This window comes from Limnohabitans sp. 103DPR2 (assembly GCF_001412575.1).
In the GTDB taxonomy this organism is placed as follows: domain Bacteria; phylum Pseudomonadota; class Gammaproteobacteria; order Burkholderiales; family Burkholderiaceae_C; genus Limnohabitans_A.
The window spans coordinates 867,331-887,332 of the sequence record NZ_CP011834.1; the positions used below are offsets into that span (position 1 = coordinate 867,331).

General features: G+C 52.4%; 21 protein-coding genes and 1 tRNA gene. 14 read left to right on the forward strand and 8 right to left on the reverse strand.

The window, feature by feature from the left end; all coding sequences use genetic code 11:
* Positions 1-24: 24 nt before the first annotated feature.
* From L103DPR2_RS04225 to L103DPR2_RS04250, 6 genes are all read left to right on the forward strand, one after another.
* Entirely contained in the window at positions 25-468 is a 444-nt protein-coding gene (locus tag L103DPR2_RS04225; protein ID WP_055359896.1) for an FKBP-type peptidyl-prolyl cis-trans isomerase, read from the forward strand.
* A gap of 34 nt (positions 469-502) precedes the next feature.
* Positions 503-1,447 carry a 4-hydroxy-3-methylbut-2-enyl diphosphate reductase gene (gene ispH, locus L103DPR2_RS04230; protein WP_055359897.1) on the forward strand — a complete coding sequence of 315 codons (945 nt, stop codon included), beginning with the start codon at positions 503-505 and terminating at the stop codon, positions 1,445-1,447.
* Between the two features lie 29 nt (positions 1,448-1,476).
* Positions 1,477-2,799: a serine--tRNA ligase gene (gene serS, locus L103DPR2_RS04235; RefSeq protein ID WP_055361841.1), complete on the forward strand. Its 1,323-nt coding sequence runs from the start codon at positions 1,477-1,479 to the stop codon at positions 2,797-2,799.
* A gap of 49 nt (positions 2,800-2,848) precedes the next feature.
* Positions 2,849-2,938: transfer RNA gene (locus L103DPR2_RS04240), tRNA-Ser, on the forward strand.
* Positions 2,939-3,329: 391 nt separating this feature from the next.
* The gene (locus L103DPR2_RS04245) at positions 3,330-3,782 is read left to right on the forward strand and encodes a (2Fe-2S)-binding protein (RefSeq protein WP_055359898.1); all 453 of its coding nucleotides are present in this window, start codon (positions 3,330-3,332) and stop codon (positions 3,780-3,782) included.
* Positions 3,779-6,046 carry a xanthine dehydrogenase family protein molybdopterin-binding subunit gene (locus L103DPR2_RS04250; RefSeq protein WP_055359899.1) on the forward strand — a complete coding sequence of 756 codons (2,268 nt, stop codon included), beginning with the start codon at positions 3,779-3,781 and terminating at the stop codon, positions 6,044-6,046. Before L103DPR2_RS04245 ends, L103DPR2_RS04250 begins: the two co-directional genes overlap by 4 nt.
* Positions 6,047-6,072: 26 nt before the next feature.
* Here L103DPR2_RS04250 and brnA read toward each other — a convergent pair whose 3' ends face one another.
* Both brnA and L103DPR2_RS04260 read right to left on the reverse strand, forming a co-directional pair.
* Complete coding sequence (gene brnA / locus L103DPR2_RS04255; protein WP_055359900.1) at positions 6,073-6,315, reverse strand: type II toxin-antitoxin system BrnA family antitoxin; 243 nt, start codon at positions 6,313-6,315, stop codon at positions 6,073-6,075.
* Entirely contained in the window at positions 6,305-6,568 is a 264-nt protein-coding gene (locus L103DPR2_RS04260; protein ID WP_055359901.1) for a BrnT family toxin, read from the reverse strand. The genes brnA and L103DPR2_RS04260 overlap by 11 nt, the downstream gene beginning before the upstream one ends.
* Before the next feature lie 78 nt (positions 6,569-6,646).
* On the opposite strand from L103DPR2_RS04260, the gene apaG reads away from it, so the two are divergent.
* The 6 genes from apaG to L103DPR2_RS04290 all read left to right on the forward strand — a co-directional run bounded on the left by apaG (position 6,647) and on the right by L103DPR2_RS04290 (position 10,340).
* Complete coding sequence (gene apaG / locus L103DPR2_RS04265) at positions 6,647-7,039, forward strand: Co2+/Mg2+ efflux protein ApaG (protein WP_055361842.1); 393 nt, start codon at positions 6,647-6,649, stop codon at positions 7,037-7,039.
* 207 nt (positions 7,040-7,246) lie between these two features.
* Positions 7,247-7,507, forward strand: coding sequence for a FeoA family protein (locus L103DPR2_RS04270; RefSeq protein WP_082466709.1), 261 nt, complete (start codon positions 7,247-7,249; stop codon positions 7,505-7,507).
* Positions 7,504-9,261 carry a ferrous iron transport protein B gene (gene feoB, locus L103DPR2_RS04275; protein ID WP_055359902.1) on the forward strand — a complete coding sequence of 586 codons (1,758 nt, stop codon included), beginning with the start codon at positions 7,504-7,506 and terminating at the stop codon, positions 9,259-9,261. The genes L103DPR2_RS04270 and feoB overlap by 4 nt, the downstream gene beginning before the upstream one ends.
* Positions 9,254-9,505: a hypothetical protein gene (locus L103DPR2_RS04280; protein ID WP_055359903.1), complete on the forward strand. Its 252-nt coding sequence runs from the start codon at positions 9,254-9,256 to the stop codon at positions 9,503-9,505. Before feoB ends, L103DPR2_RS04280 begins: the two co-directional genes overlap by 8 nt.
* Positions 9,506-9,669: 164 nt before the next feature.
* The gene (locus tag L103DPR2_RS04285) at positions 9,670-9,996 is read left to right on the forward strand and encodes a toxin-antitoxin system TumE family protein (RefSeq protein ID WP_055359904.1); all 327 of its coding nucleotides are present in this window, start codon (positions 9,670-9,672) and stop codon (positions 9,994-9,996) included.
* A complete protein-coding gene (locus L103DPR2_RS04290) occupies positions 9,993-10,340 on the forward strand; it encodes an HVO_A0114 family putative DNA-binding protein (RefSeq protein WP_055359905.1) in 348 nt (115 codons plus the stop codon). Before L103DPR2_RS04285 ends, L103DPR2_RS04290 begins: the two co-directional genes overlap by 4 nt.
* Positions 10,341-10,374: 34 nt before the next feature.
* On the opposite strand, the gene L103DPR2_RS04295 is transcribed toward L103DPR2_RS04290, so the two are convergent.
* Positions 10,375-10,701: a DUF6172 family protein gene (locus L103DPR2_RS04295; protein WP_055359906.1), complete on the reverse strand. Its 327-nt coding sequence runs from the start codon at positions 10,699-10,701 to the stop codon at positions 10,375-10,377.
* A 108-nt stretch (positions 10,702-10,809) separates the two neighbouring features.
* On the opposite strand from L103DPR2_RS04295, the gene L103DPR2_RS04300 reads away from it, so the two are divergent.
* Positions 10,810-11,598: an enoyl-CoA hydratase/isomerase family protein gene (locus L103DPR2_RS04300; RefSeq protein ID WP_055359907.1), complete on the forward strand. Its 789-nt coding sequence runs from the start codon at positions 10,810-10,812 to the stop codon at positions 11,596-11,598.
* Here L103DPR2_RS04300 and L103DPR2_RS04305 read toward each other — a convergent pair.
* Positions 11,528-12,883, reverse strand: a complete 1,356-nt coding sequence (locus L103DPR2_RS04305; protein ID WP_082466710.1) for a D-amino acid dehydrogenase — start codon at positions 12,881-12,883, stop codon at positions 11,528-11,530. The two genes, L103DPR2_RS04300 and L103DPR2_RS04305, sit on opposite strands and share 71 nt — an antisense overlap.
* A gap of 130 nt (positions 12,884-13,013) precedes the next feature.
* Between L103DPR2_RS04305 and L103DPR2_RS04310 the strand changes: the two genes are divergently transcribed.
* Positions 13,014-13,475 (forward strand): winged helix-turn-helix transcriptional regulator, encoded by a 462-nt coding sequence (locus L103DPR2_RS04310; RefSeq protein ID WP_055359908.1) that lies wholly within the window; start codon positions 13,014-13,016, stop codon positions 13,473-13,475.
* Between the two features lie 26 nt (positions 13,476-13,501).
* Here L103DPR2_RS04310 and L103DPR2_RS04315 read toward each other — a convergent pair whose 3' ends face one another.
* The 4 genes from L103DPR2_RS04315 to kynU all read right to left on the reverse strand — a co-directional run bounded on the left by L103DPR2_RS04315 (position 13,502) and on the right by kynU (position 20,002).
* Positions 13,502-16,582 (reverse strand): efflux RND transporter permease subunit, encoded by a 3,081-nt coding sequence (locus L103DPR2_RS04315; protein ID WP_082466711.1) that lies wholly within the window; start codon positions 16,580-16,582, stop codon positions 13,502-13,504.
* A 3-nt stretch (positions 16,583-16,585) separates the two neighbouring features.
* Entirely contained in the window at positions 16,586-17,740 is a 1,155-nt protein-coding gene (locus L103DPR2_RS04320) for an efflux RND transporter periplasmic adaptor subunit (protein WP_055359909.1), read from the reverse strand.
* A 61-nt stretch (positions 17,741-17,801) separates the two neighbouring features.
* A complete protein-coding gene (gene kynA / locus L103DPR2_RS04325) occupies positions 17,802-18,665 on the reverse strand; it encodes a tryptophan 2,3-dioxygenase (RefSeq protein WP_156339937.1) in 864 nt (287 codons plus the stop codon).
* Positions 18,666-18,721: 56 nt separating this feature from the next.
* Positions 18,722-20,002, reverse strand: coding sequence for a kynureninase (gene kynU, locus L103DPR2_RS04330; RefSeq protein WP_055359911.1), 1,281 nt, complete (start codon positions 20,000-20,002; stop codon positions 18,722-18,724).

The window sequence follows — 20,002 nt, forward strand, 5'->3', positions numbered from 1 at the left end:
TTGCCTTATTTGCATTGACACACTATGACCACCGTACAAGCCGGATCCTTTTTGACGCTGCACTACCGACTGGCAGGGCCACAAGGCACCCTCATCAACACCTTTGAGGACAAGCCCGCCACCCTGTCGTTGGGCTCGGGCGAGTTGTCTCCCGGCATGGAGGCGTGCTTGATGGGCTTGGAAGAGGGCGTGCGCACCACCTTTGAATTGGCCGCAGGGGTAGCCTTTGGTGATCGCAACCCCGACATGCAGCAATGGGTGGCCCGCAAGCTGTTGGCTCAACTGGGTGCTGCGCAAGAACACTATGTGCCTGGTGATGTGGTGCAGTTCCCCACACCCGATGGCCATGGCACCTATGCAGGCGCCGTGATGCAAGTGGCCGAAGATGGCGCGGTGTTGTTCGACTTCAACCATCCCTTGGCCGGACAGCCAGTGACGTTTGAAGTGCACATCATTGGCATTTTGTAAAACCCAAGCAGTCAATCATTGAAACGGGCAACTCATGGGCGTACAAGAAATTTTATTGGCTGAACCTCGCGGCTTTTGCGCAGGTGTTGACCGTGCCATTGACATTGTGGAAGCGGCCATTGCCAAATTTGGCCGGCCCATTTACGTGCGCCATGAAATTGTGCACAACACCTACGTGGTCAACGACCTCAAAACCAAAGGCGCCATCTTCATCGAAGAACTGAGTGATGTGCCGCCTGGCGCCACCTTGGTCTTCAGCGCTCACGGCGTGAGCAAAGCGGTGCAAGCCGAAGCAGAAGCGCGCGGCTTCAATATTTTTGATGCCACTTGCCCCCTCGTCACCAAGGTGCATGTGGAAGTGGCCAAGCTGCACAAAGAAGGTTATGAGTTCATCATGATTGGCCACAAGGGCCATCCTGAAGTGGAAGGCACCATGGGTCAATTGCCCGATGGCATTCACTTGGTAGAAGACGTTCAGGATGTGTTGAAAGTTCAGCCCAAGCAAACCGAACTCTTGGCCGTTGTGACGCAAACCACCTTGAGTGTGGACGATGCCGAAGAAATTTTGTTGGCCGTGAAGCAACGCTTTCCGAAGGTGCGCGAGCCCAAACAACAAGACATTTGCTACGCCACCCAAAACCGACAAGATGCCGTCAAGCTGATGGCGCCTGAGGTGGATGTGTTGGTGGTGGTGGGCAGCCCCACCAGTTCCAACAGCAACCGTCTGCGCGAACTGGGCAGCCGCATGGGCGCCGACAGTTACATGATTGACAGTGCTGACGAACTGCAAAATGAATGGTTTGTTGGCAAACACCGTGTGGGCCTGACAGCGGGTGCCTCAGCGCCTGAAGTGTTGGTGCAAGATGTCATTCTTCGCTTGCGCGCCTTGGGTGCTACCTCCATTCGCAAATTGGACGGTGTCACCGAAACCATCAAATTCCCCTTGCCCAAGGGCCTTAAATTAAACGATGGCCATTGATTTTTGGCCGCTTCAATCTCTCTCTCAACATGCTAGACATTCTTCTACTCCGCAAAGACCTCGACGCTGCTGTGGCGCGCCTGGAAACTCGTAAAAATCCACAAGCATTTTTGAATGTGGAAAAGTTTCGTGCTTTAGAAAATGAGCGCAAAACTTTGCAAACTCGCACGGAAGAATTGCAAAGTCAGCGCAACAATTTGTCAAAGCAAATTGGCATGTTGAAGTCCAAAGGTGAAAGCACTGACCAGGTGATGGCCGATGTGGCCAGCATCAAAACAGAACTCGATGCTTCAGCCATTCGCTTAGAGGCTTTGCAGGCTGAGTTGCAGGACATGCTGTTGGCCGTGCCCAACTTGCCCCACGAAAGCGTGCCTGTTGGCGCGGACGAACACGGCAATGTGGAAGTTCGCAAATGGAGTGTGGACGGCAAAGGCCCCAAGACCTTCGACTTTGAAGTGCGCGACCACGTCGACATTGGCGAAAAGTTGGGCCTCGACTTTGACACCGGCATCAAATTGTCCGGTTCACGCTTTACGTTCATGCGCGGTCAAATTGCTCGCATGCACCGCGCCTTGGCGCAGTTCATGTTGGACACGCAAACGCAGCAACACGGCTATACAGAGTGCTACACACCTTACGTGGTGAATGCAGAAACGCTGCGTGGCACGGGTCAGTTGCCCAAGTTTGAAGGCGATTTGTTTGCTGCTAAAAAGGGCGGTCAAGAAGGCGAAGAGGCTGCAGACAATCAAGCGCTGTATTTGATTCCCACCTCAGAAGTCACTTTGACCAACGTGGTGCGCGATGAAATTTTGGCCGAGTCAGACTTGCCCATGAAGCTCACAGCCCACACACCTTGCTTCCGTTCAGAAGCGGGCAGTGCAGGGCGTGACACACGCGGCCTGATTCGTCAGCACCAATTCGACAAAGTAGAAATGGTTCAAATTGTTCATCCAGAGAAAAGCTACGAAGCGCTGGAAGAAATGACAGGCCACGCTGAAGCCATTCTGCAAAAACTGGGCTTGCCATATCGCGTGATGTTGCTGTGTTCAGGTGACATGGGTTTTGGTGCTACCAAAACTTATGACCTGGAAGTTTGGGTGCCTGCGCAAGGCACCTATCGTGAGATCAGCTCTTGCTCAAACTGCGAGGCTTTCCAAGCACGTCGTTTGCAAGCGCGCTTTAAAAATGCGCAAGGCAAGAACGAGTTGGTGCACACCTTGAACGGTTCTGGTTTGGCGGTGGGCCGCGCTTTGGTGGCGGTGCTTGAGAATTATCAGAATGCAGATGGTTCAGTGACGGTGCCTGAAGTGTTGCGTCCTTACATGGGCGGCATCACGGAGCTACGCGCTTAAAGTCCGCTGATAGAATTTGCGGCAGAGACCAGCCGCAAATGTGAGTGTAGGAGAGGTGGCAGAGTGGTCGAATGTACCTGACTCGAAATCAGGCGTGGTGGCAACATCACCGAGGGTTCGAATCCCTCCCTCTCCGCCAACGATTGATAGCCTCGCATTTTTTGCGGGGCTTTTTTTTGGACGCCAGGTGCTGAGCTCGCTGGGCGAGGATGCATTGGGTGGGCTCCTCATACTGGGGTACCAGAAATCGTCACCCACCCAATACACCCTCACCCAGACTGCGAACAGCAGCGATGGTGTTCAGAAATCCTCCGCCGACCAAGCGTTGAGCAGTCAGCCCTAAGGGGGGCTGACGATTTCTGGTACCCCAGTATGAGGAGGCCCCCCTTAGGGCTGACTGCTCAACGCTCCCGCAAAAGAAGCCATACAAGTCTCACCAACTAAACCGTCTAAACCGCACAAAGACCCAACACCTGCTAGCATCCGCATGTAACAAGCAATCAGCTTCAAAACAACAGCGGAAGGCCCCAATGAACCTCAATGTCAACGGCAACAACGTCAGCTTAGACGTCGACCCCCAAATGCCCTTGCTCTGGGTTCTGCGAGACACCCTCAACCTCACCGGCACCAAATTCGGTTGCGGTGTTGCCGCGTGCGGAGCCTGCACAGTCCACAAAGACGGCCAACCCATTCGCTCTTGTGTCACACCAGTATCTAGCGTTACAGGCGCCAACATCCAAACCATCGAATCACTCGGCACAGCCGACAAACCCAGTGCTTTGCAACAAGCTTGGATTGAAGAGCAAGTGCCCCAATGCGGCTACTGCCAAAGTGGCATGCTCATGGCAGCTGCAGCCCTCTTGGCCAGAAAACCCAAACCCACCGATGCCGACATCGACGAAGCCATGACCAACCTGTGCCGATGCGGCACCTACCAACGCGTGCGAGCCGCCATTCACCGCGCTGCAGGAGCTCAAGCATGAAGCGCCGCAACCTCATTCTCAGCGGCCTTGGACTCACAGGCGCACTCGTCGTTGGTTGGGGCGTCATGCCCCCCCGTTCACGCTTGGGCAAGCCCGACAACATGCTGCTCACAGAAGGTGATGTCGCGCTCAACGGTTGGATCAAAATTACCAAAGACGGTGGCGTGGTGTTGGCCATGCACCGCAGCGACATGGGGCAGGGCATTCACAATGCACTGGCCATGTTGGTGGCTGAAGAATTAGACGTGCCCCTCAAGCAAGTTCGCTTAGAACAAGCAGGTCACGACGCCATCTACGGCAATGTGGCCATGTTTGTGGGCACCTTGCCCTTCCATCCCCTGAAATCAGAAGGCCCAGACAAGCCCATGATGGTCAAAACAGGCGAGTGGATGGTCAGCAAAGTAGCGCGCGAATTGGGCGTCAATGCCACTGGCGGCTCATCGTCTGTCAAAGATGCATGGGAACACTTGAGAACTGCAGCGGCTACGGCCAAAGCCAGTTTGTTGTTGTCGGCTGCCGATCAGTGGAAAGTGCCTGCCAAAGAATTGAGCGTGAAAGATGGCGTGGTCAATCATGCTTCCGGCAAGTCTGCGCACTATGGTGAATTTGCCAAAGGTGCTGCAGGCCAAACGCCTGGCAATGTCGTTCTGAAAGATCGCAAAGATTGGCGCTTGATCGGTCAAGCCGCACCTCGCGCAGACGTGCCTGCCAAAACTAATGGCAGTGCCGTATTTGGCATCGATGTGCGCGTGCCCAACATGCTGTTTGCCAGCATCGTGCAAGTGCCGCAGATGGGTGGCACGCTCAGCAGCTTCGACGCCAAAGAAGCGCTCGCCATGCCCGGTGTTGTGAAATGCGTTCAACTCGCCAGCGCTGCAGGCTCTGCAGAAGGTTTTGCAGTGGTCGCCAAAACCACTTGGCACGCCAAGCAAGCAGCAGAAAAAGTCAAAGCGCAATGGGCGCAACGTGCAGAAGGTGCCCTAGACACAAAGCGCATTGAGTCTGAACTCAAAGACAAACTCAAAACAGAAAAAGGTTTTGCTTTTTACGAGAAAGGCGATGCCGCCAAAGCCGAGTCTGTGTCTGCGCGAATGATTGAAGCGCAATACAAAGCACCGTATTTAGCGCATGCCACCATGGAGCCCATGAACTGTACTGCGCAGTTCAAAGATGGCTCGCTTGAAATTTGGGCCCCTACGCAAGTGCCAGGCTTGGCGCGTGCAACGGCTGCTAAGTTGGCCAAGGTGTCCGATGACAAAGTCAAAGTCAACGTCACGCTATTGGGCGGTGGTTTTGGTCGTCGCTTAGAAGCCGATGTGGTGGCACAAGCCACCCAAATTGCCTTGGCACTGGATGGCGCGCCCGTTCAATTGGTCTGGTCGCGTGAAGAAGACATGGCACACGACTTTTATCGCCCCATGCATGTGGCACAGCTGAGTGCAGCCCTCAATGCCAAAGGTGAGGTGGAGAGTTTGCGCATCAAGTCAGCAGGCGATGCGATTTCCCCGCGCTGGATGTCCCGTGTTTTGCCAGCATTGTCTGGCCCCATCGATGCGCCCGACAAAACGACCGCTGAAGGCTTGTTTGACTTGCCCTATGGATTTGCGAATCAGCACATGGCGCATGTGTCCACCAAGATGGGCGTGCCCATTGGTTTCTGGCGCTCAGTGGGCCACTCGCACAACGCATTCTTTACTGAAAGCTTCATTGATGAGTTGGCCTTTGAAACCAAACAAGATCCTGTTGCGTTTCGCTTGGCGTTGCTTCAGCAAGCACCGCGTTATGCCGCAGTTTTGAAGTTGGCTGCAGAAAAAGCCAAATGGGGCACTGCATTGCCAGTCGGTCACGCGCACGGTGTGGCTTTGCATGAGTCGTTTGGTTCTATTGTGGCGCAAGTGGCCGAAGTGTCGATCAAGGACGGTGTGCCGCGTGTACACCGCGTGGTGTGTGCCATCGATTGCGGTACGGTGGTCAACCCTGGCACAGTGAAGCAGCAAGTAGAAAGCTCGGTGAACTTTGCATTGAGTGCTGCCCTGTTTGGCAAAATTGACATTCAAGAAGGCGTTGTGCAGCAAACCAACTTTACCCACTATCCTTTGGTCAGTCTGGCCCAATCGCCGGTTGTGGAAACTTGGATTGTGCCCAGCACCCGTTCGCCTGAAGGTGTGGGCGAACCTGCTGTGCCGCCCCTAGCGCCTGCCGTGGCCAACGCCATGTTTAAGTTATCGGGTCAGCGTATGAGGGCTTTGCCGCTTTTGGTTTAAAAAAGTGCGGGCTACACATTGGCCTGCTACTTTGAGAGCGAGGATGTGTTGGTGGATGCCAAGCGTTCTGCAAGCCAGACTTTGATGATGGACTGCCTGGTGACGCCCAGTTTGCTTGCTTCACGGTCTAATGATTCAACCATCCAGGCTGGAAAATCGACATTGACGCGTTTGGGAGTTTGTTGAACACGTTTTGCGTTGTTGAGGTCCAAACTGTTGGAGACATCCAAGCCACTGTCAAATGCGTGATCAAATTTTTTAGCTTTCATAAAGTGCAACTTCCTCCTTGCGTGATCTTCTGACAGATATCAAGCGAATATTGAAGCCTCTGTATGTCACGACGGCTGACCAGTGAAGCTGGTCGATCACGCCGATGAGTAAATATCTGGGCTCATCTTCAACTTTTGCAGGGATTTCCAAGAGCAAGGGGTCGTTCCACAAAGCCTGTGCCGCTTCAAAATCAATGCCATGCTTGAGGAAATTCGATTCGCTTTTGCTTGAATTAAATTCAAAATCAGGCATGTGTAGAAAATATACCTTAATTATTTAAAAATGACTAAAAAGATTGTCGGTCGATGATCCTTGGTTCAAAATCACACCATGCCAAATTACAAACTCCAAGTTGAAGTTGTCCCTCAGTATCTGCCTGAACAATCCGATCCTGCGGGAGATCTGTACACATTTGCCTACAGCATCACCATCCTCAACACGGGTGACATTGCGGCGCAGGTCATCTCAAGGTCTTGGAGCGTCAACGATGCCAATGGCCTCCACGAGAAAATCAAGGGCTTGGGTGTGGTGGGCTACCAACCTTTGCTGCAACCTGGCGAAAAGTTTCAGTACACCAGTGGCACACGTTTGCGCACACCCACTGGCACCATGCACGGTAGCTATTTCTGCGTGGCCGAAGATGGCGAAAAATTTGACGTGGACATTCCCATGTTTGTGTTGGACGCCCTGAGCAATGAATCAGGCAAGCGCAATTTGCACTGATCGCCAACATCGGCCTTCCCCTGACTTGGCCAAAAGCCACCCAATCTGACAGCCCAAGGCAATGGGCTCGCTATTTTCTTGAGATAGCTCAAGCTTTGTAGTCGACCACGTTCAAGCTGCGGCGCAGATGCATTAGAATCTAAATAAGAATAATTCTCATTTGTAAAGCTAGTGTCTTCCAACGCCTCAAGTTTTCAGACCCCTTCGATGGGGGAAGATGCTTTTGCGCTCGACCATTTTCAGGTCGGCGAGCAGGGCAGGATCACGGACATTCAGGCGGAAGCTGAATTGCTTCAGCGCATGGCGGCATTGGGTTTGCGCGAAGGGTGCGTCGTTCAGGTCCTGCGCAAGGCCAGCTTGGGTGGCCCGATTCATGTGAGGGTGGGCACCACGGAAGTGATCATGCGACGCATCGAAGCCAAGAGAATTGTGGTCGTGCCCATGCTTGACCTGATGGCAACACCATGAAAAAAATCGTCTTGATTGGCATGCCCAACACGGGCAAGTCCACCTTGCTCAATCGCCTGACAGGCGCGCATGCCAAAGTGGGCAACTGGCCGGGCCTCACGGTGTCTTTGCTGTCAGCGCGCTTGATGGTGGGCGATCAAATGGCGCAGCTCATTGATCTGCCTGGCATTTACGATTTAAGCGGCTACTCAGAAGACGAAAAAGTGGTCACCACTTATTTGCAAACGCAAAAGCCCGATCTCATCTTGTTCATGATGAACGCGTCACAAGTGGACCGTCAAATGAACTTGTTGTCGCAAGTCACAGCGCAAGGCATCCCTGTGGTGATGGTGATGAACATGGCCGATGAGGCCAGCGCATTGGGCATCACCATCAAGCCCGAAGTGCTGAGTCAAAACTTAGGCTTGCCCATTTGTTTGCTGTCTGCCAAATACGGGCAGGGCACAGAGCAACTTCAGAAACTGATGCGAGAAGGCTTGAAGGCTGAGGCGCCGCAGGCGTTGACACCTTCAAGCGTAGAGCTGGCTTTCCAAGCCGGCGTGATGGTGCCAGCCCAGGCCTCACATCAGTTGACCGAACGCATCGACAAAGTGTTGCTTCATCCTTGGCTGGGTTTACCGATCTTTTTTGCAGTGATGTTGTTGCTGTTTGAAGGGGTGTTTGCCATCGGCAAGCCTCTGCAAGACGGTCTGAGTTGGCTGTTCACAAGCTTGCGAACCGAAGCGCTAGAGCCTCTGCTCAGTGGATTGCCTGCCATGGCACAAGGCTTGCTGTTGGACGGTTTGTACAACGGCATCAGCACCGTGGCCAGTTTTGTGCCGCTCATCATTTTGTTTTTCTTGTTCCTTGGCATTGTTGAAGACACTGGCTATTTGTCGCGCGCTGCCTTCCTGATGGACGCCCTGATGTCCAAATTTGGCATGGACGGTAGAAGCTTTGTAATGTTGCTGATGGGCTTTGGTTGCAATGTGCCGGCCTTGCTGGGCACGAGGGTGATTCGCTCCAAAGGCCTGCGTTACCTCACCATGCTGACCATTCCGTTTTCTTTGTGCTCGGCGCGCTTGCAGGTGTTTGTGTTGTTCATCGCCGCCATGTTCACCACCGAGCAAGCGCCGTGGGTGTTGTTCTCTTTGTACATGGTGAGCATTTTGATGGCCATGCTCACCTCGGTTATCTTTAAAAAGCAGTACGTCAACGTTGACGCATTTGTTTTGGAAATTCCACCTTATCGTTTGCCGACCTTGCGTCAAATGGTGCTGAAGGGTTGGCAAGAAGTCAGACATTTTTTGAGCAGAACCACACGCTTCATCATGCTTGGCGTGTTGCTCATTTGGGTGCTCACCAATTTTCCGCAAGGCGCCACTGCCGGAAGTTTGGAAACGTGGGCGGGCCAGTTGAGCCATTGGATGGCACCATTGCTTCAGCCACTGGGCATCAATGAGCAACTGACCCTCGCCTTGGTCTTTGGCTTTGTGGCCAAAGAAGTGGTGATTGGGGCGCTGGCCGTGATCTATGGTCATGAAGGACAGGCCTTGATCGACGCCATTGTTCACAACATGGATTGGATCAGTGCCTACAGCTTCATGCTGTTTGCTTTGATCTACACGCCCTGCGTGTCCACCATTGCCACCATTCGCCATGAAACCAAGAGCTGGGCGTTCACGGCGCTGTCGGTTGCATGGCCTTTGTGCGTTGCCTGGTTGATCAGTTTTGCGTTTTATCAAACGGCCATGTGGATCCGCCTGCATGGCTAATTTAAATCACATTCGAAAAGAAAATTTCATTGGCATTGCTTGGATGATTGCCTCCATGGCGGGCTTTTCCATTGAGGATGCGTTTCTCAAAACAGTCACCAAGCACGTTCCTGTCGGCCAAGTTTTGATGATGTTTGGTGCCGCCGGCTTGTGCGTCTTTGCACCCATGCTCTTGGGTTGCGCCATCGTCATTGGCGCTGGGCTTTTCATTGGCTGGCAAAACCAGCGTCAAAATGCAAGTTGATGTGTGTCACTGTGGACATCAGTACTTATAAACTGACTTTGTAAATCAAAGCTTCTGAGTCAGAGAATCGCCAGGTTTGCTGTAACTTCAACATCGAAGTTATAAATATCAACGGGTGATATACTTTGACAAGTTCCAGTAACAGTCTTCAACTTCTGCTTGACATGAACAACATGGTCTTAGACCAAGAAGATGGCTATTGGATCAAGATTCAAGCGCGGCAGGTTCTCATCACCCAAGATGTGCCGCATGGCGTTCGATACGCTCTGACATTGCATGCCCCAAATGGCAAGCGTTTGATGGGTTACGACAATGCGCATGCGCCCAAGGTGAAGACAAAGCTATTCGAAGCAAAAAGATACCCGTTTGATCACCGCCATCGTTTCGCTGCAGACCAAGGGGTGCCTTATGCATTCACAAGTATTTTTAAGCTGATCAGCGATTTTTTTGAAGAGGCAGACCGCGTGTTAAATGAGGTTAAGAAAAAATGAAAATAATCAAAATCGGCATTGCATCTCAGGAAAAGATTCGTGCACGCGTGCTGGCAATCGCAAAAGGTGAATTGAAGCCAAAACCCTCAGATCCTAAAATTTGGTTCACATCCATGCACTCATTGGCGCAAGTACTAAGTGATGAGAACCGGGCATTGCTTGATGTCATCCGCACAGCAAAACCAGCATCCATCACAGAACTTGCCGAATTGACTGGCCGAAAGCAGGGCAATCTATCTCGAACCCTGAAAACAATGTCGGGCTATGGTTTGGTCAAAATGGAAAAAAGTGATCGGGCATTGCGTCCGATTGCAAAAGCTCAGAATTATCAAATTTTGGTTTGAGAACCAGTTCAGACCATCTGGGCGATGGGGATGTTCAATCTTCAGCTAAGCGCTCAATGATCACGGGATCGTTGTCAGGGTTGATCACACGCACACCGTGCTTGCTCAAAATTTCGACATAAACCGATGCAGCACCTTCTTTGGCCAATGCGTCCAAGCTTTCAATCACGGCGCTCACTTTGACCGCTTCGGCCGTTTCGGCTGTGAGCCCCACTTTGCAGTCAAAGTCCCAGAAGTCAACGCCCTTGGGCAATGCACGGTTGCGCTCGCGTTTGAAGTACTTGCGAATCTCGTGCTTCACAGCTTCCAACACGCGGTCGGGGTTTTTGCCTTCAATTTGCAGGGGGAAGTTTTTTTTCATCGAAAGATCCTAGAGGGGCAAGCGCCCACAGAGGACGGTGATGCAAGGCTTGATTATCGCCCAGAGCTTAAAGGCATCTAGAATTTGCACCAAACAAATCATCAGCTTATGTCGCAATTAGCCACTTCACCCAGCTCACCTGTTCTTCACATAGCAGATGGCATTGCCACCATCACGCTGAACAGGCCTGCGCAACGCAATCGTCTTGAAAATGAAGACTTGCAAACTTTGTTGGCCCATTTTCAACAAGTCAATGACGACCCTGCCGTACGTGTGGTGGTGATCACGGCCAATACCCAAGGTCAACCCAAACCTGTATTTTGTGCAGGCTACGACATTGGCGGTTTTGATGAAAAGGGGCAGGGGGCAAGTTCATTTGAAAGAGTCCCCGAGGCTTTGGCGGTGCTACGCCCCATCACCCTTTGCGCTTTGAATGGCAGTGTGTATGGCGGCGCCACAGACATTGTGTTGGCTTGCGATCTGCGCATCGGCTTGCAGGGCATTGAATGGCGCATGCCCGCCACGGCCATTGGCTTGCATTACTACCCAAGTGGTTTGGCGCGCTACATTCAGCGCATGGGTCTAGCAGCCACCCAGCGTGCCTTCCTCACTGCGCGTCCTTTTACCTGGCAGCAACTTGAAAAGTTGGGTTTGTTTGAAGATTTTGTTCAAGCCACAGAATGGCAGGCTGCCTTGAACGAACTCACACAAGACATCATCTCACTGGCGCCATTGGCCACCGAAGAAACCAAAAAATCCATCAACGAAATCACCACAGGTGTTGCCCAAGAGGCCACATTGCGCGCCCGCGTCGATCGCACCAGCCTCAGTGAAGACTTTGCGGAAGGACGTGCTGCGTTTGCTGAAAGACGCAAACCGGTTTTTCGGGGTAAGTGATCGCAGGCCTTGTTTTTGAGTAGCGCGCAAGGCTCAAGCCTTCCGTGCTAATTTTGGGTTGACGACCCAACATCACATCGGTCAAGAACTGGCCAGAGCCACACGACATGGTCCATCCCAAAGTGCCATGGCCAGTATTCAAAAACAAGTTACGCAATGAAGTGCCGCCCACGATGGGTGTGCCATCGGGGGTCATGGGTCGCAGGCCCGTCCAAAACTGCGCCTGGGCCAAGTCACCTCCTGGAAATAAGTCATGGGCCACCATCTCTAAGGTGGCAAGGCGTTTGGGATTCAAACTTAAGTCGAATCCACTGAGCTCTGCCATGCCGCCCACGCGAATGCGTTGGTCGAAGCGTGTGATGGCGATTTTGTAGGTCTCGTCTAGAACCGTTGACACAGGTGCCAAGGTTTCATCCATCAAAGGAATGGTGAGTGAGTAACCTTTGACAGGGTACACGGGAATGTTGATTTGCAAGCTTTGAATCATTTGACGGCTGTAGCTGCCAAGCGCCAACACATATTGGTCGGCTTGCAAGAGCTCTTTGTCGGGTCCCGCTAACAATATACCTTGAATGGAATGGTCATCAGACAGGATGCGCTCTACCGTTTCACCGTAGCGAAATTTGACGCCCAAGGTTTTTGCCATTTCAGCCAACTGCAAGGTGAACAAACGGCAATCACCGGTCTCGTCATTAGGCAAACGCAAACCACCCAATAATCTGCCTACGTGTGGCTCGCATGCTTGTCGCAAGCCAGGTTCTACTTTCAGCATGCCTTCACGATCAAGTAGTTCATATGGAACATTGCATTCTTTCAGCACTTCGATGTCGCGCGACACCGCATCGAGTTGCGCTTGCTTGCGAAACACTTGAAGTGTGCCGCCTGTGCGATGCTCGTAAGCAATGCCAGTCTCTGCGCGCAGTTGGCGCAGGCAGTCACGGCTGTATTCAGACAAACGCATCATGCGCTCTTTGTTAACGTTGTAACGCGCGGCTGTGCAGTTGCGCAGCATTTGCATCATCCACTGTGCTTGATAGAACGTGCCATCGGGACGGATGGCCAAAGGGGCATGTTTTTCAAACAACCATTTCATGGCTTTAAGTGGCATACCAGGTGCTGCCCAAGGCGTGGCATACCCTGGAGAGATTTGTCCTGCATTGGCAAAACTGGTTTCTTCCGCTGCTTGGGGCTGGCGGTCAATCACCGTGACGTCCACGCCAGCGCGAGCCAAGTAATAAGCCGTGGTGATACCGATGACGCCACTTCCCAAAACGATGGTTTTCATGAGTTTTCCCCTGTTTTGCTCAATGAAAACGAAGTTTATGGAGGTTTTAGCAGTTAATTTTGCTGAATTAATTGGGTTATTGAGGTAAATTGATTAAATATAACTTCAACTTTCACTCGAAGCAAAAAAAATGACTGAGTTAGACCGAATCGACCGAAAAATCCTCGACATCTTGCAACGCCAGGGAAGAATTTCCATGACGGAACTGGGGGAGCAAATTGGCCTGTCAACTTCGCCTTGTGCAGAGCGGGTTAAACGCATGGAACGACAAGGCGTTATCAAGGGCTATCACGCCCGCATAGAACCCAAGGCACTCGAAAAGCCCTTGTTGGTCTTTGTTGAAATCACGCTCACCACCAAATCGGGCGAGGTGTTTGACAAGGTGCGAAATCAAATTGCCAATATGCCGGAAGTGATGGAGTGTCACTTGGTGTCGGGAAGTTTTGATTACTTGGTAAAGGCACGTTTGAGTGCCATGACGCAATACCGAGATTTGCTCAGCAACATCTTGAATCAAATTCCGGTGCCTTCACAATCGCACAGTTACGTCGTGATGGAAGAGGTGAAAGATTCAACGTACATCACCGTCTAAACGGACGATGATGCAGCGTTGTTGTTTTAGAACTTGAAGCGTTTGCCCAGCGCTTGAAACCGACGACCCCACGCCTCACGCGTCAGCTCAATGCTGTCGTAGAAGCTGGGGATGATGAGTAAGGTCAGAATGGTGGATGTGATGGTGCCGCCAATGATGGCCGTCGCCATGGGTCGGTAAAACTCACTGCCTTCGCCAATGCCAATGGCCACAGGCAACATGCCTGCAATCAAAGCAAAGGTGGTCATGATGATGGGACGCAAACGTTTGCGACCAGCAGTCATGAGTGCTTCTTCACGGTCGACGCCTTCAGCCTCTAAGGTGCGTGCAGCATCGAGCAACAAAATGGCATTTTTGGCCACCAAGCCCATCAACATGATCACACCAATCAGGCTCATCAGATTGAGTGTGCCGCCGGTGATCAACAAAGCCAAGACCACACCAATCAGCGACAGCGGCAGCGAGAACATCACTGCCAAGGGTGCAGTGAAGGAGCTGAACTGCATGACCAAGATGAAGTACATCAGACCGATGCCAGAGATCAGCGCAATGCCCATTTCTGCGAAGACTTCTTTCTGGTCTTTGGATGCACCATCCAGTTCAATGCCGTAGCCTTCTGGGAAGTTGATGCTTTTTGCAATCTTCAATGCATCGGCAGTGACCTCACCCGATGAACGACCTTGGGCATTGGCTGACACGCCAATCGTGCGTTTGCCATCGGAGTGTTCAATTTTGGAAGGTGCTTTGCCCATGGACACTTTGGCAATTTGCGCCAAGGGCACCACGGTGTTCATGCCGCTGACCGTGATGGGCAGGCGTTCAATGTTGGACACACTCATGCGATCTTCTGGGGCCAAGCGAATGGCCACATCACGTGACTCGCCGGTGGGGTCTACCCAGTCGCCGACTTCAATGCCAGCAAACGCGACGCGCAATGCATTGGCGGCATCTGTGACAGAAATGCCCAGTGAATTGGCCAAACCTCGGTCCAATTCAATTTGCAATTCGTTCTGTGGGTCTTGCTGTGACAAACCCACATCAACCGCCCCCGGCACTTGACGCAATTTCTCCATGAAATCACTGGTGATGGCCAACAGCTTGCGCGAATCGGTACCGCTGAAACGAATTTGAACGGGCTTGGCTGCGCCATTGGAAAGGTCGTCGAGCACGGTGTACTCAGCCCCTACCAATTGCGAAGTGCGCTTGCGCAACTCAATGGCAATTTCTTGCGCTGTGCGTTTGCGTTCTGTGCTCTTGCCGATGTCGACATAAATGCGACCGCCAGTTGGATTCACATAGCTGTTGGTGGCCTTGGTCTCAGGCATGGTGCGCGCCATGATGGCGGCAGCTTCAAGCTTGATGCGGGAGTATTCCAAATTGCTGCTGGCAGGCGAGCGCACATCAATGGCCAATGTTTTGCCATCTGTCTTCGGTAAGAAGCTAGAGCCCCCAAATTGCACTTGCAAAAAGATGGCGCCAAAGAAACTGACGACGGCAAAGGCAATCATCCAACGGCGGTGGTGCAGAGCCCAGGCAATGACATTGCCATAACGGTCTGCTTGATGGTCGAACCATTCGTTGAATTGTTTCAATTTCAAGCTGATGCCGGTTTTAGGCTTGAGGTGTTCACCAGGTGGGTCACCCCAATAAGCTGACAACATGGGATCGAGGGTGAATGAAATCAACAAACTGACCAACACCGAGGCGACCACAGTGAGACCGAAAGGTCTGAACCATTCTCCCGAAACACCTGGCATGAAACCCACCGGAATGAACACAGCCACAATAGAAAAGGTGGTGCCTGCCACTGCCATGCCAATCTCAGCGGTGCCGTTCAAAGCTGCAGTGCGTCGGTCTGAGCCGCGTTCCATGTGCCGCACAATGTTTTCTCGCACCACAATGGCATCGTCAATCAAGACCCCGATGGCCAAGGACAAGCCCAACAAACTCATGAAATTGAGTGTGAACCCGCAGAGCCAAACCGCAATGAAGGCTGTGATGACGGACGTGGGCAAAGACAAGGCGGTAATTAGTGTAGAACGCCATGAATTTAAGAACACGTACACCACGAAGATGGTGAGGCCTGCACCAAAAATCAATGCGTCCACCACGTTGTTCAGGCTGTTTTGTGCTTCAACACCACCGTCTTGGGTGATTTCAAGTTTTGTTCCTTCTGGCAGGGTCTTGTTGACTTCTGCGACCAATTTTCGGATTTCATTGGCAACGCTGACCGTGGATGCATCGCGCGAACGCGTAATGGCCATGCCCACATTGGGCTTGCCACTTCGCATGCTCAAGGTGGTCAGTTCTGCAAAACCATCGCTGACGGTGGCCACTTGACCCAAACGAATGAGTTCATTGCCACTGCGTTTGATCACAATTTGATTGAACTCAACAGGCGTTTCAATGCGTCCCAGCAGTCGAATGCTTTGGTCTTCCATTGCGCCGCGAATTTTGCCGACTGGCGCAGCGGCATTTTGTGAGCGAAGGGCGTTGACCACTTCAGTCACAGATAAATTCACTTCGCGCAGTTTTTGGGCATGCAGCAAAACGCTCAATTCGCGCTTGAGAGCGCCATTCACATTGACTTGGGCAACGCCTGGAATACCGCGAAACTTGTCTGCAATTTGATCTTCCACAATACGGGAAATTTCAGCGTGGCTTTGGCTTGAAGTAGACAAAGCCAATTGCATGATGGGCTGCGCAGCAGGGTCGATGCGCAAGATGACCGGTTCCCGAATTTCGGTGGGCAATTTGTAACGCACTTTGCCGATGGCGTTGCGCACTTCATCGGTGGCTTCCACCATGTTCTTTTTGAATTCAAAGAACACCAGCATGTTGGCATTGCCTTCATTGGCCGTGCCGCGCAGGTCTTTGATGCCATTGACCGATTGCAAGGCCTTTTCCACACGGTTCAGAACTTCTCGTTCCACCGTGTCGGGTGATGCGCCTGGGTAGTTGATGTCGATCACCAGCAAGGGCATGTCAACATCTGGGATTTGATTGACTTTGAGTTTTTTCAATGCCATGAGCCCGACGGCCATGAGCATGAGCAATATGACGATCGTGACGACCGGCTTCTTAACGCTGAAGTTGGACAAAAACATGGTTTATGGGCCCACTTTGACAGCTGTGTCGGCGCGCAACGTAAAGACTTGGCCGTCTTTCAAAGAGCTGCCGTTGTTGCGCAAGACTTTGTCGCCAGCGGTCAAGCCTGAAGTCACCACCCACTGGCCCAGGCGCGTGTCACGATCACCCAATTGAATGGCTCGTTTCACAATTTTGTTGCCATCCAAGATCCAAGCAAACACTTTGTCACCTTCGCGGCGCAAACTGCTTTCTGAAATCATCACGGCGGGTTTGGTGAGTGTTTCCACCACACCTTCTGCATAAAGACCCACCACCGGCGGGCGGTCTTTGCTGTTGATTTCCACAATCACCGACACTTGTCGTGTGATGGGGTTGGCAGCGCCATCAATGCGTTTGACGATGCCGCGGCTGGCCAATTGATCGCCATTTTGGGCCACGCCGTTGATGCGGAAATTCACACGTTGACCCACTTTGAGTACACCCATTTGATCGGCTGACACTTGGCCTTCAAAACGCATGCTGCTGGGGTCTATCACTTGAATCAGTTCTTTGCCAATTTGCGCAGTGTCACCTGCTGATGCTTTGCGTGCGCTCACGACGCCTGTAAAAGGTGCGCGAACTTCGGTGCGCTCAATTTGTTGTTTGGCAGCCGCCACACGTGCTTTGCTGGCCACGTGCTCGCTTTGCGCGGCGTTGCGCTTGATCTCTGACTCTTCCAAGCCTTGCATGGACACCATGCCTTGGGCCTGCAGGGATTTCATGCGTTGGTATTGGCGTTCAGCGCCGTCCAAAGATTGGGCGGCAGCACGCAAAGATTCTTCGGCAGAGCTGAGGTTGTCACGCAAAACGCTGCTGTCCAAGGAGACCAGCAAATCGCCTTTGCGAACAGGTTCGCCATTTTCTTTGTGAACCTTGACCACGGTGGCGCTCACTTCTGCTCTCAAATCAGCGCGCAATTCGGGTTGCAGTGAGCCAGAGATGACAGGACCTGTGCCGTGGTCAGCGGTACCCAATTGCAAGATGTCTTCAGAGCCCAAACTCAGTGCCACGCTCTCGGCGGCTTTGTCGGCATTGCCATCAGGTTTTTTGCAAGCCACCAAAGTGCTGGCAATGCACAGGCTGGCTATTAAAGACAAAACGAAGGGGAATCGACCCAAACGAGGGGAACGCAGCATGGGAACTCCGAATAGGAAAAAAGTTCCCGAATTACATCATGAAAACCTCATTTTCAAGGCTTTAAAGGCTGGTTCTGAGGGACCAAATTTCGGGGAATAGCACCACATCCAACATCTTGCGAAGGTAGCTGACGCCACCCGTGCCGCCGGTGCCTCGTTTGAAGCCGATCACGCGCTCCACCGTGGTCAGATGCCTGAAGCGCCAAAGCCGGAAAGCGTCTTCCAAATCGGCCAGTTCTTCACCCAGTTGGTAAAGGTCCCAGTGTTGCTTGTGATTTCTATAAACAATCAGCCAAGCCTCTTCGACTTGGGCGTTGGCGGCATAAGGCTGGCGCCAGTCTCTTTCTAAATGAGAGGTCGGTACCGCCAAGCCACGTTTTTCCAAGAGTTTCAAACACACGTCGTAGAGCGAAGGCGCGGTGTAGGCTTTTTCAACAATGGCATGCAAATCGGGTCGGTGTGAATGGGGCATCAACATGGCCGCATTTTTGTTGCCCATTGAAAATTCAATGCAACGGTACTGCCAACTTTGAAAGCCACTCGATTGCGCTAAGTAAGGCCGGATGGCGCTGTACTCTGGCGGCGTCATGGTGGCCAACACATCCCATGCATGCACCAGTTGCGCCATAATTTGCGAGACACGGGCCAACATTTTGAAAGCATCTGGCAGATCGTCTTGTTGAATGTGATGAATGGCTGCTTGAAGTTCGTGCAGCATCAGCTTCATCCACAACTCGCTGGTTTGGTGTTGCACGATGAACAGCATTTCATTGTGATCGGGCGACAGCGGTTTTTGTGCATTCAAGATGGCGTCAAGTTGCAGGTAGTCGCCGTAGCTCATGGATTGGCTGAAATCCAATTGCGCTTTCTCGTCTTGCACAATTTGTGCGGTGCTGACTTCGTCTGCTGATTCTGCAGAGGTCATTGGCGCAGAGGCGCCTTGGCTAAAGGGGCATCCAGACATGGTGCGTTCTTTCTAGTTCAGGTGACGGCGTTCTTTTGCGAAAAGCGCGCTTGTTGCCATTCCTGGGTGTCCATCACTTCTTTGATATGCCGCACGGCATGCCACACATCGGCAAAGCCTACATACAAAGGTGTGAGGCCAAATCGTAGAATGTCGGGGTGATGTTGGCCATCGCCCGCACGGAAGTCGCCAATGACGCCGCGCGCAATCAGCGCTTGCACAATGGCATAGGCGCCTTCGTTGCGCGTCAAGCTCACTTGAGAGCCGCGCAGGTCATCTTGCGCTGGTGTTGCAATGCCAAAGCCATGGCCTTGCAATTGGTTTTGTACCAATTGCATGAACAGGCCAGTGAGGGCCAAGGATTTTTGGCGCAGCGCTTTCATGCCCCCCAGTTTTTCTGCTTCTAAAAAAGCATCCAAACCTGTATCGAGTGCGGTCAAGCTCAAGATGGGCTGCGTGCCGCATTGATATCGTGTGATGCCTGCAGCGGGTTGGTAATCTGGCGTGAATTCAAAAGGGGCTGCGTGACCCCACCAGCCCGTGAGCGGTTGCCAAAAACGATCGGTGTGTTTGGGGTTGACCCAAACAAATGCGGGTGCACCGGGGCCGCCGTTGAGGTATTTGTAGCCGCAGCCCACAGCAAAGTCGGCATGGGCACCATTCAAATCAACAGGTACTGCACCTGCGCTGTGTGCCAAATCCCAAACGCTTAATGCACCTACCGCGTGTGCAGCAGCGGTCATGTCTTTCATGTTCAGCATGGCGCCAGTGCGGTAGTTCACATGCGTCAACATCAGCACGGCCACGTCGTGTTGAAGTGCGCTGTGTAGTTCTTCGGCTTCTACCAGTTTGAGTTGGTAGCCGCGCTCTTTGCACAAGGCTTCTGCAATGTAGAGGTCGGTTGGAAAGTTGGTGCGCTCACTCAGAACGATGTTCTTTTGGGGGTGGTCGGCTTTGGCAATCGACAAGGCCGCACTCAGCACTTTGAACAAATTGATGGAGGTGCTGTCTGCCGCCACTACTTCATCGTCTTTGGCGCCAATGAGTTTGGCAATTTTGTTGCCTACTTGGAGTGGCAATTGAAACCAACCGGCTGTGTTCCAACTTTTGATCAGATCGGTGCCCCATTCTTGCGCCACCGCTTGTGCAACGCGCGAAGGCGTTGCTTTGGGTAATACGCCCAATGAGTTGCCATCCAAGTAAATCACGCCTTCGGGCAGTTGAAACAATTCACGCAATGAGCGCAAGGGGTCTTGTTGGTCCAGAGCTTGGCATTCGGCTAAAGAGTGGGTGGTCAT

Bases quoted from the DNA above. Each gene is read 5' to 3' on its own strand.
- L103DPR2_RS04270 (WP_082466709.1), top strand. From the start codon at position 7,247: ATGGGGGAAGATGCTTTTGCGCTCGACCATTTTCAGGTCGGCGAGCAG.
- L103DPR2_RS04295 (WP_055359906.1), bottom strand. From the start codon at position 10,701: ATGAAAAAAAACTTCCCCCTGCAAATTGAAGGCAAAAACCCCGACCGC.
- L103DPR2_RS04285 (WP_055359904.1), top strand. From the start codon at position 9,670: ATGAACAACATGGTCTTAGACCAAGAAGATGGCTATTGGATCAAGATT.
- serS (WP_055361841.1), top strand. From the start codon at position 1,477: ATGCTAGACATTCTTCTACTCCGCAAAGACCTCGACGCTGCTGTGGCG.
- feoB (WP_055359902.1), top strand. From the start codon at position 7,504: ATGAAAAAAATCGTCTTGATTGGCATGCCCAACACGGGCAAGTCCACC.
- L103DPR2_RS04315 (WP_082466711.1), bottom strand. From the start codon at position 16,582: ATGTTTTTGTCCAACTTCAGCGTTAAGAAGCCGGTCGTCACGATCGTC.
- L103DPR2_RS04300 (WP_055359907.1), top strand. From the start codon at position 10,810: ATGTCGCAATTAGCCACTTCACCCAGCTCACCTGTTCTTCACATAGCA.
- L103DPR2_RS04250 (WP_055359899.1), top strand. From the start codon at position 3,779: ATGAAGCGCCGCAACCTCATTCTCAGCGGCCTTGGACTCACAGGCGCA.
- L103DPR2_RS04290 (WP_055359905.1), top strand. From the start codon at position 9,993: ATGAAAATAATCAAAATCGGCATTGCATCTCAGGAAAAGATTCGTGCA.
- apaG (WP_055361842.1), top strand. From the start codon at position 6,647: ATGCCAAATTACAAACTCCAAGTTGAAGTTGTCCCTCAGTATCTGCCT.
- L103DPR2_RS04260 (WP_055359901.1), bottom strand. From the start codon at position 6,568: ATGCCTGATTTTGAATTTAATTCAAGCAAAAGCGAATCGAATTTCCTC.
- kynA (WP_156339937.1), bottom strand. From the start codon at position 18,665: ATGACCTCTGCAGAATCAGCAGACGAAGTCAGCACCGCACAAATTGTG.
- ispH (WP_055359897.1), top strand. From the start codon at position 503: ATGGGCGTACAAGAAATTTTATTGGCTGAACCTCGCGGCTTTTGCGCA.
- kynU (WP_055359911.1), bottom strand. From the start codon at position 20,002: ATGACCACCCACTCTTTAGCCGAATGCCAAGCTCTGGACCAACAAGAC.
- L103DPR2_RS04305 (WP_082466710.1), bottom strand. From the start codon at position 12,883: ATGAAAACCATCGTTTTGGGAAGTGGCGTCATCGGTATCACCACGGCT.
- L103DPR2_RS04245 (WP_055359898.1), top strand. From the start codon at position 3,330: ATGAACCTCAATGTCAACGGCAACAACGTCAGCTTAGACGTCGACCCC.
- L103DPR2_RS04310 (WP_055359908.1), top strand. From the start codon at position 13,014: ATGACTGAGTTAGACCGAATCGACCGAAAAATCCTCGACATCTTGCAA.
- brnA (WP_055359900.1), bottom strand. From the start codon at position 6,315: ATGAAAGCTAAAAAATTTGATCACGCATTTGACAGTGGCTTGGATGTC.
- L103DPR2_RS04280 (WP_055359903.1), top strand. From the start codon at position 9,254: ATGGCTAATTTAAATCACATTCGAAAAGAAAATTTCATTGGCATTGCT.
- L103DPR2_RS04225 (WP_055359896.1), top strand. From the start codon at position 25: ATGACCACCGTACAAGCCGGATCCTTTTTGACGCTGCACTACCGACTG.
- L103DPR2_RS04320 (WP_055359909.1), bottom strand. From the start codon at position 17,740: ATGCTGCGTTCCCCTCGTTTGGGTCGATTCCCCTTCGTTTTGTCTTTA.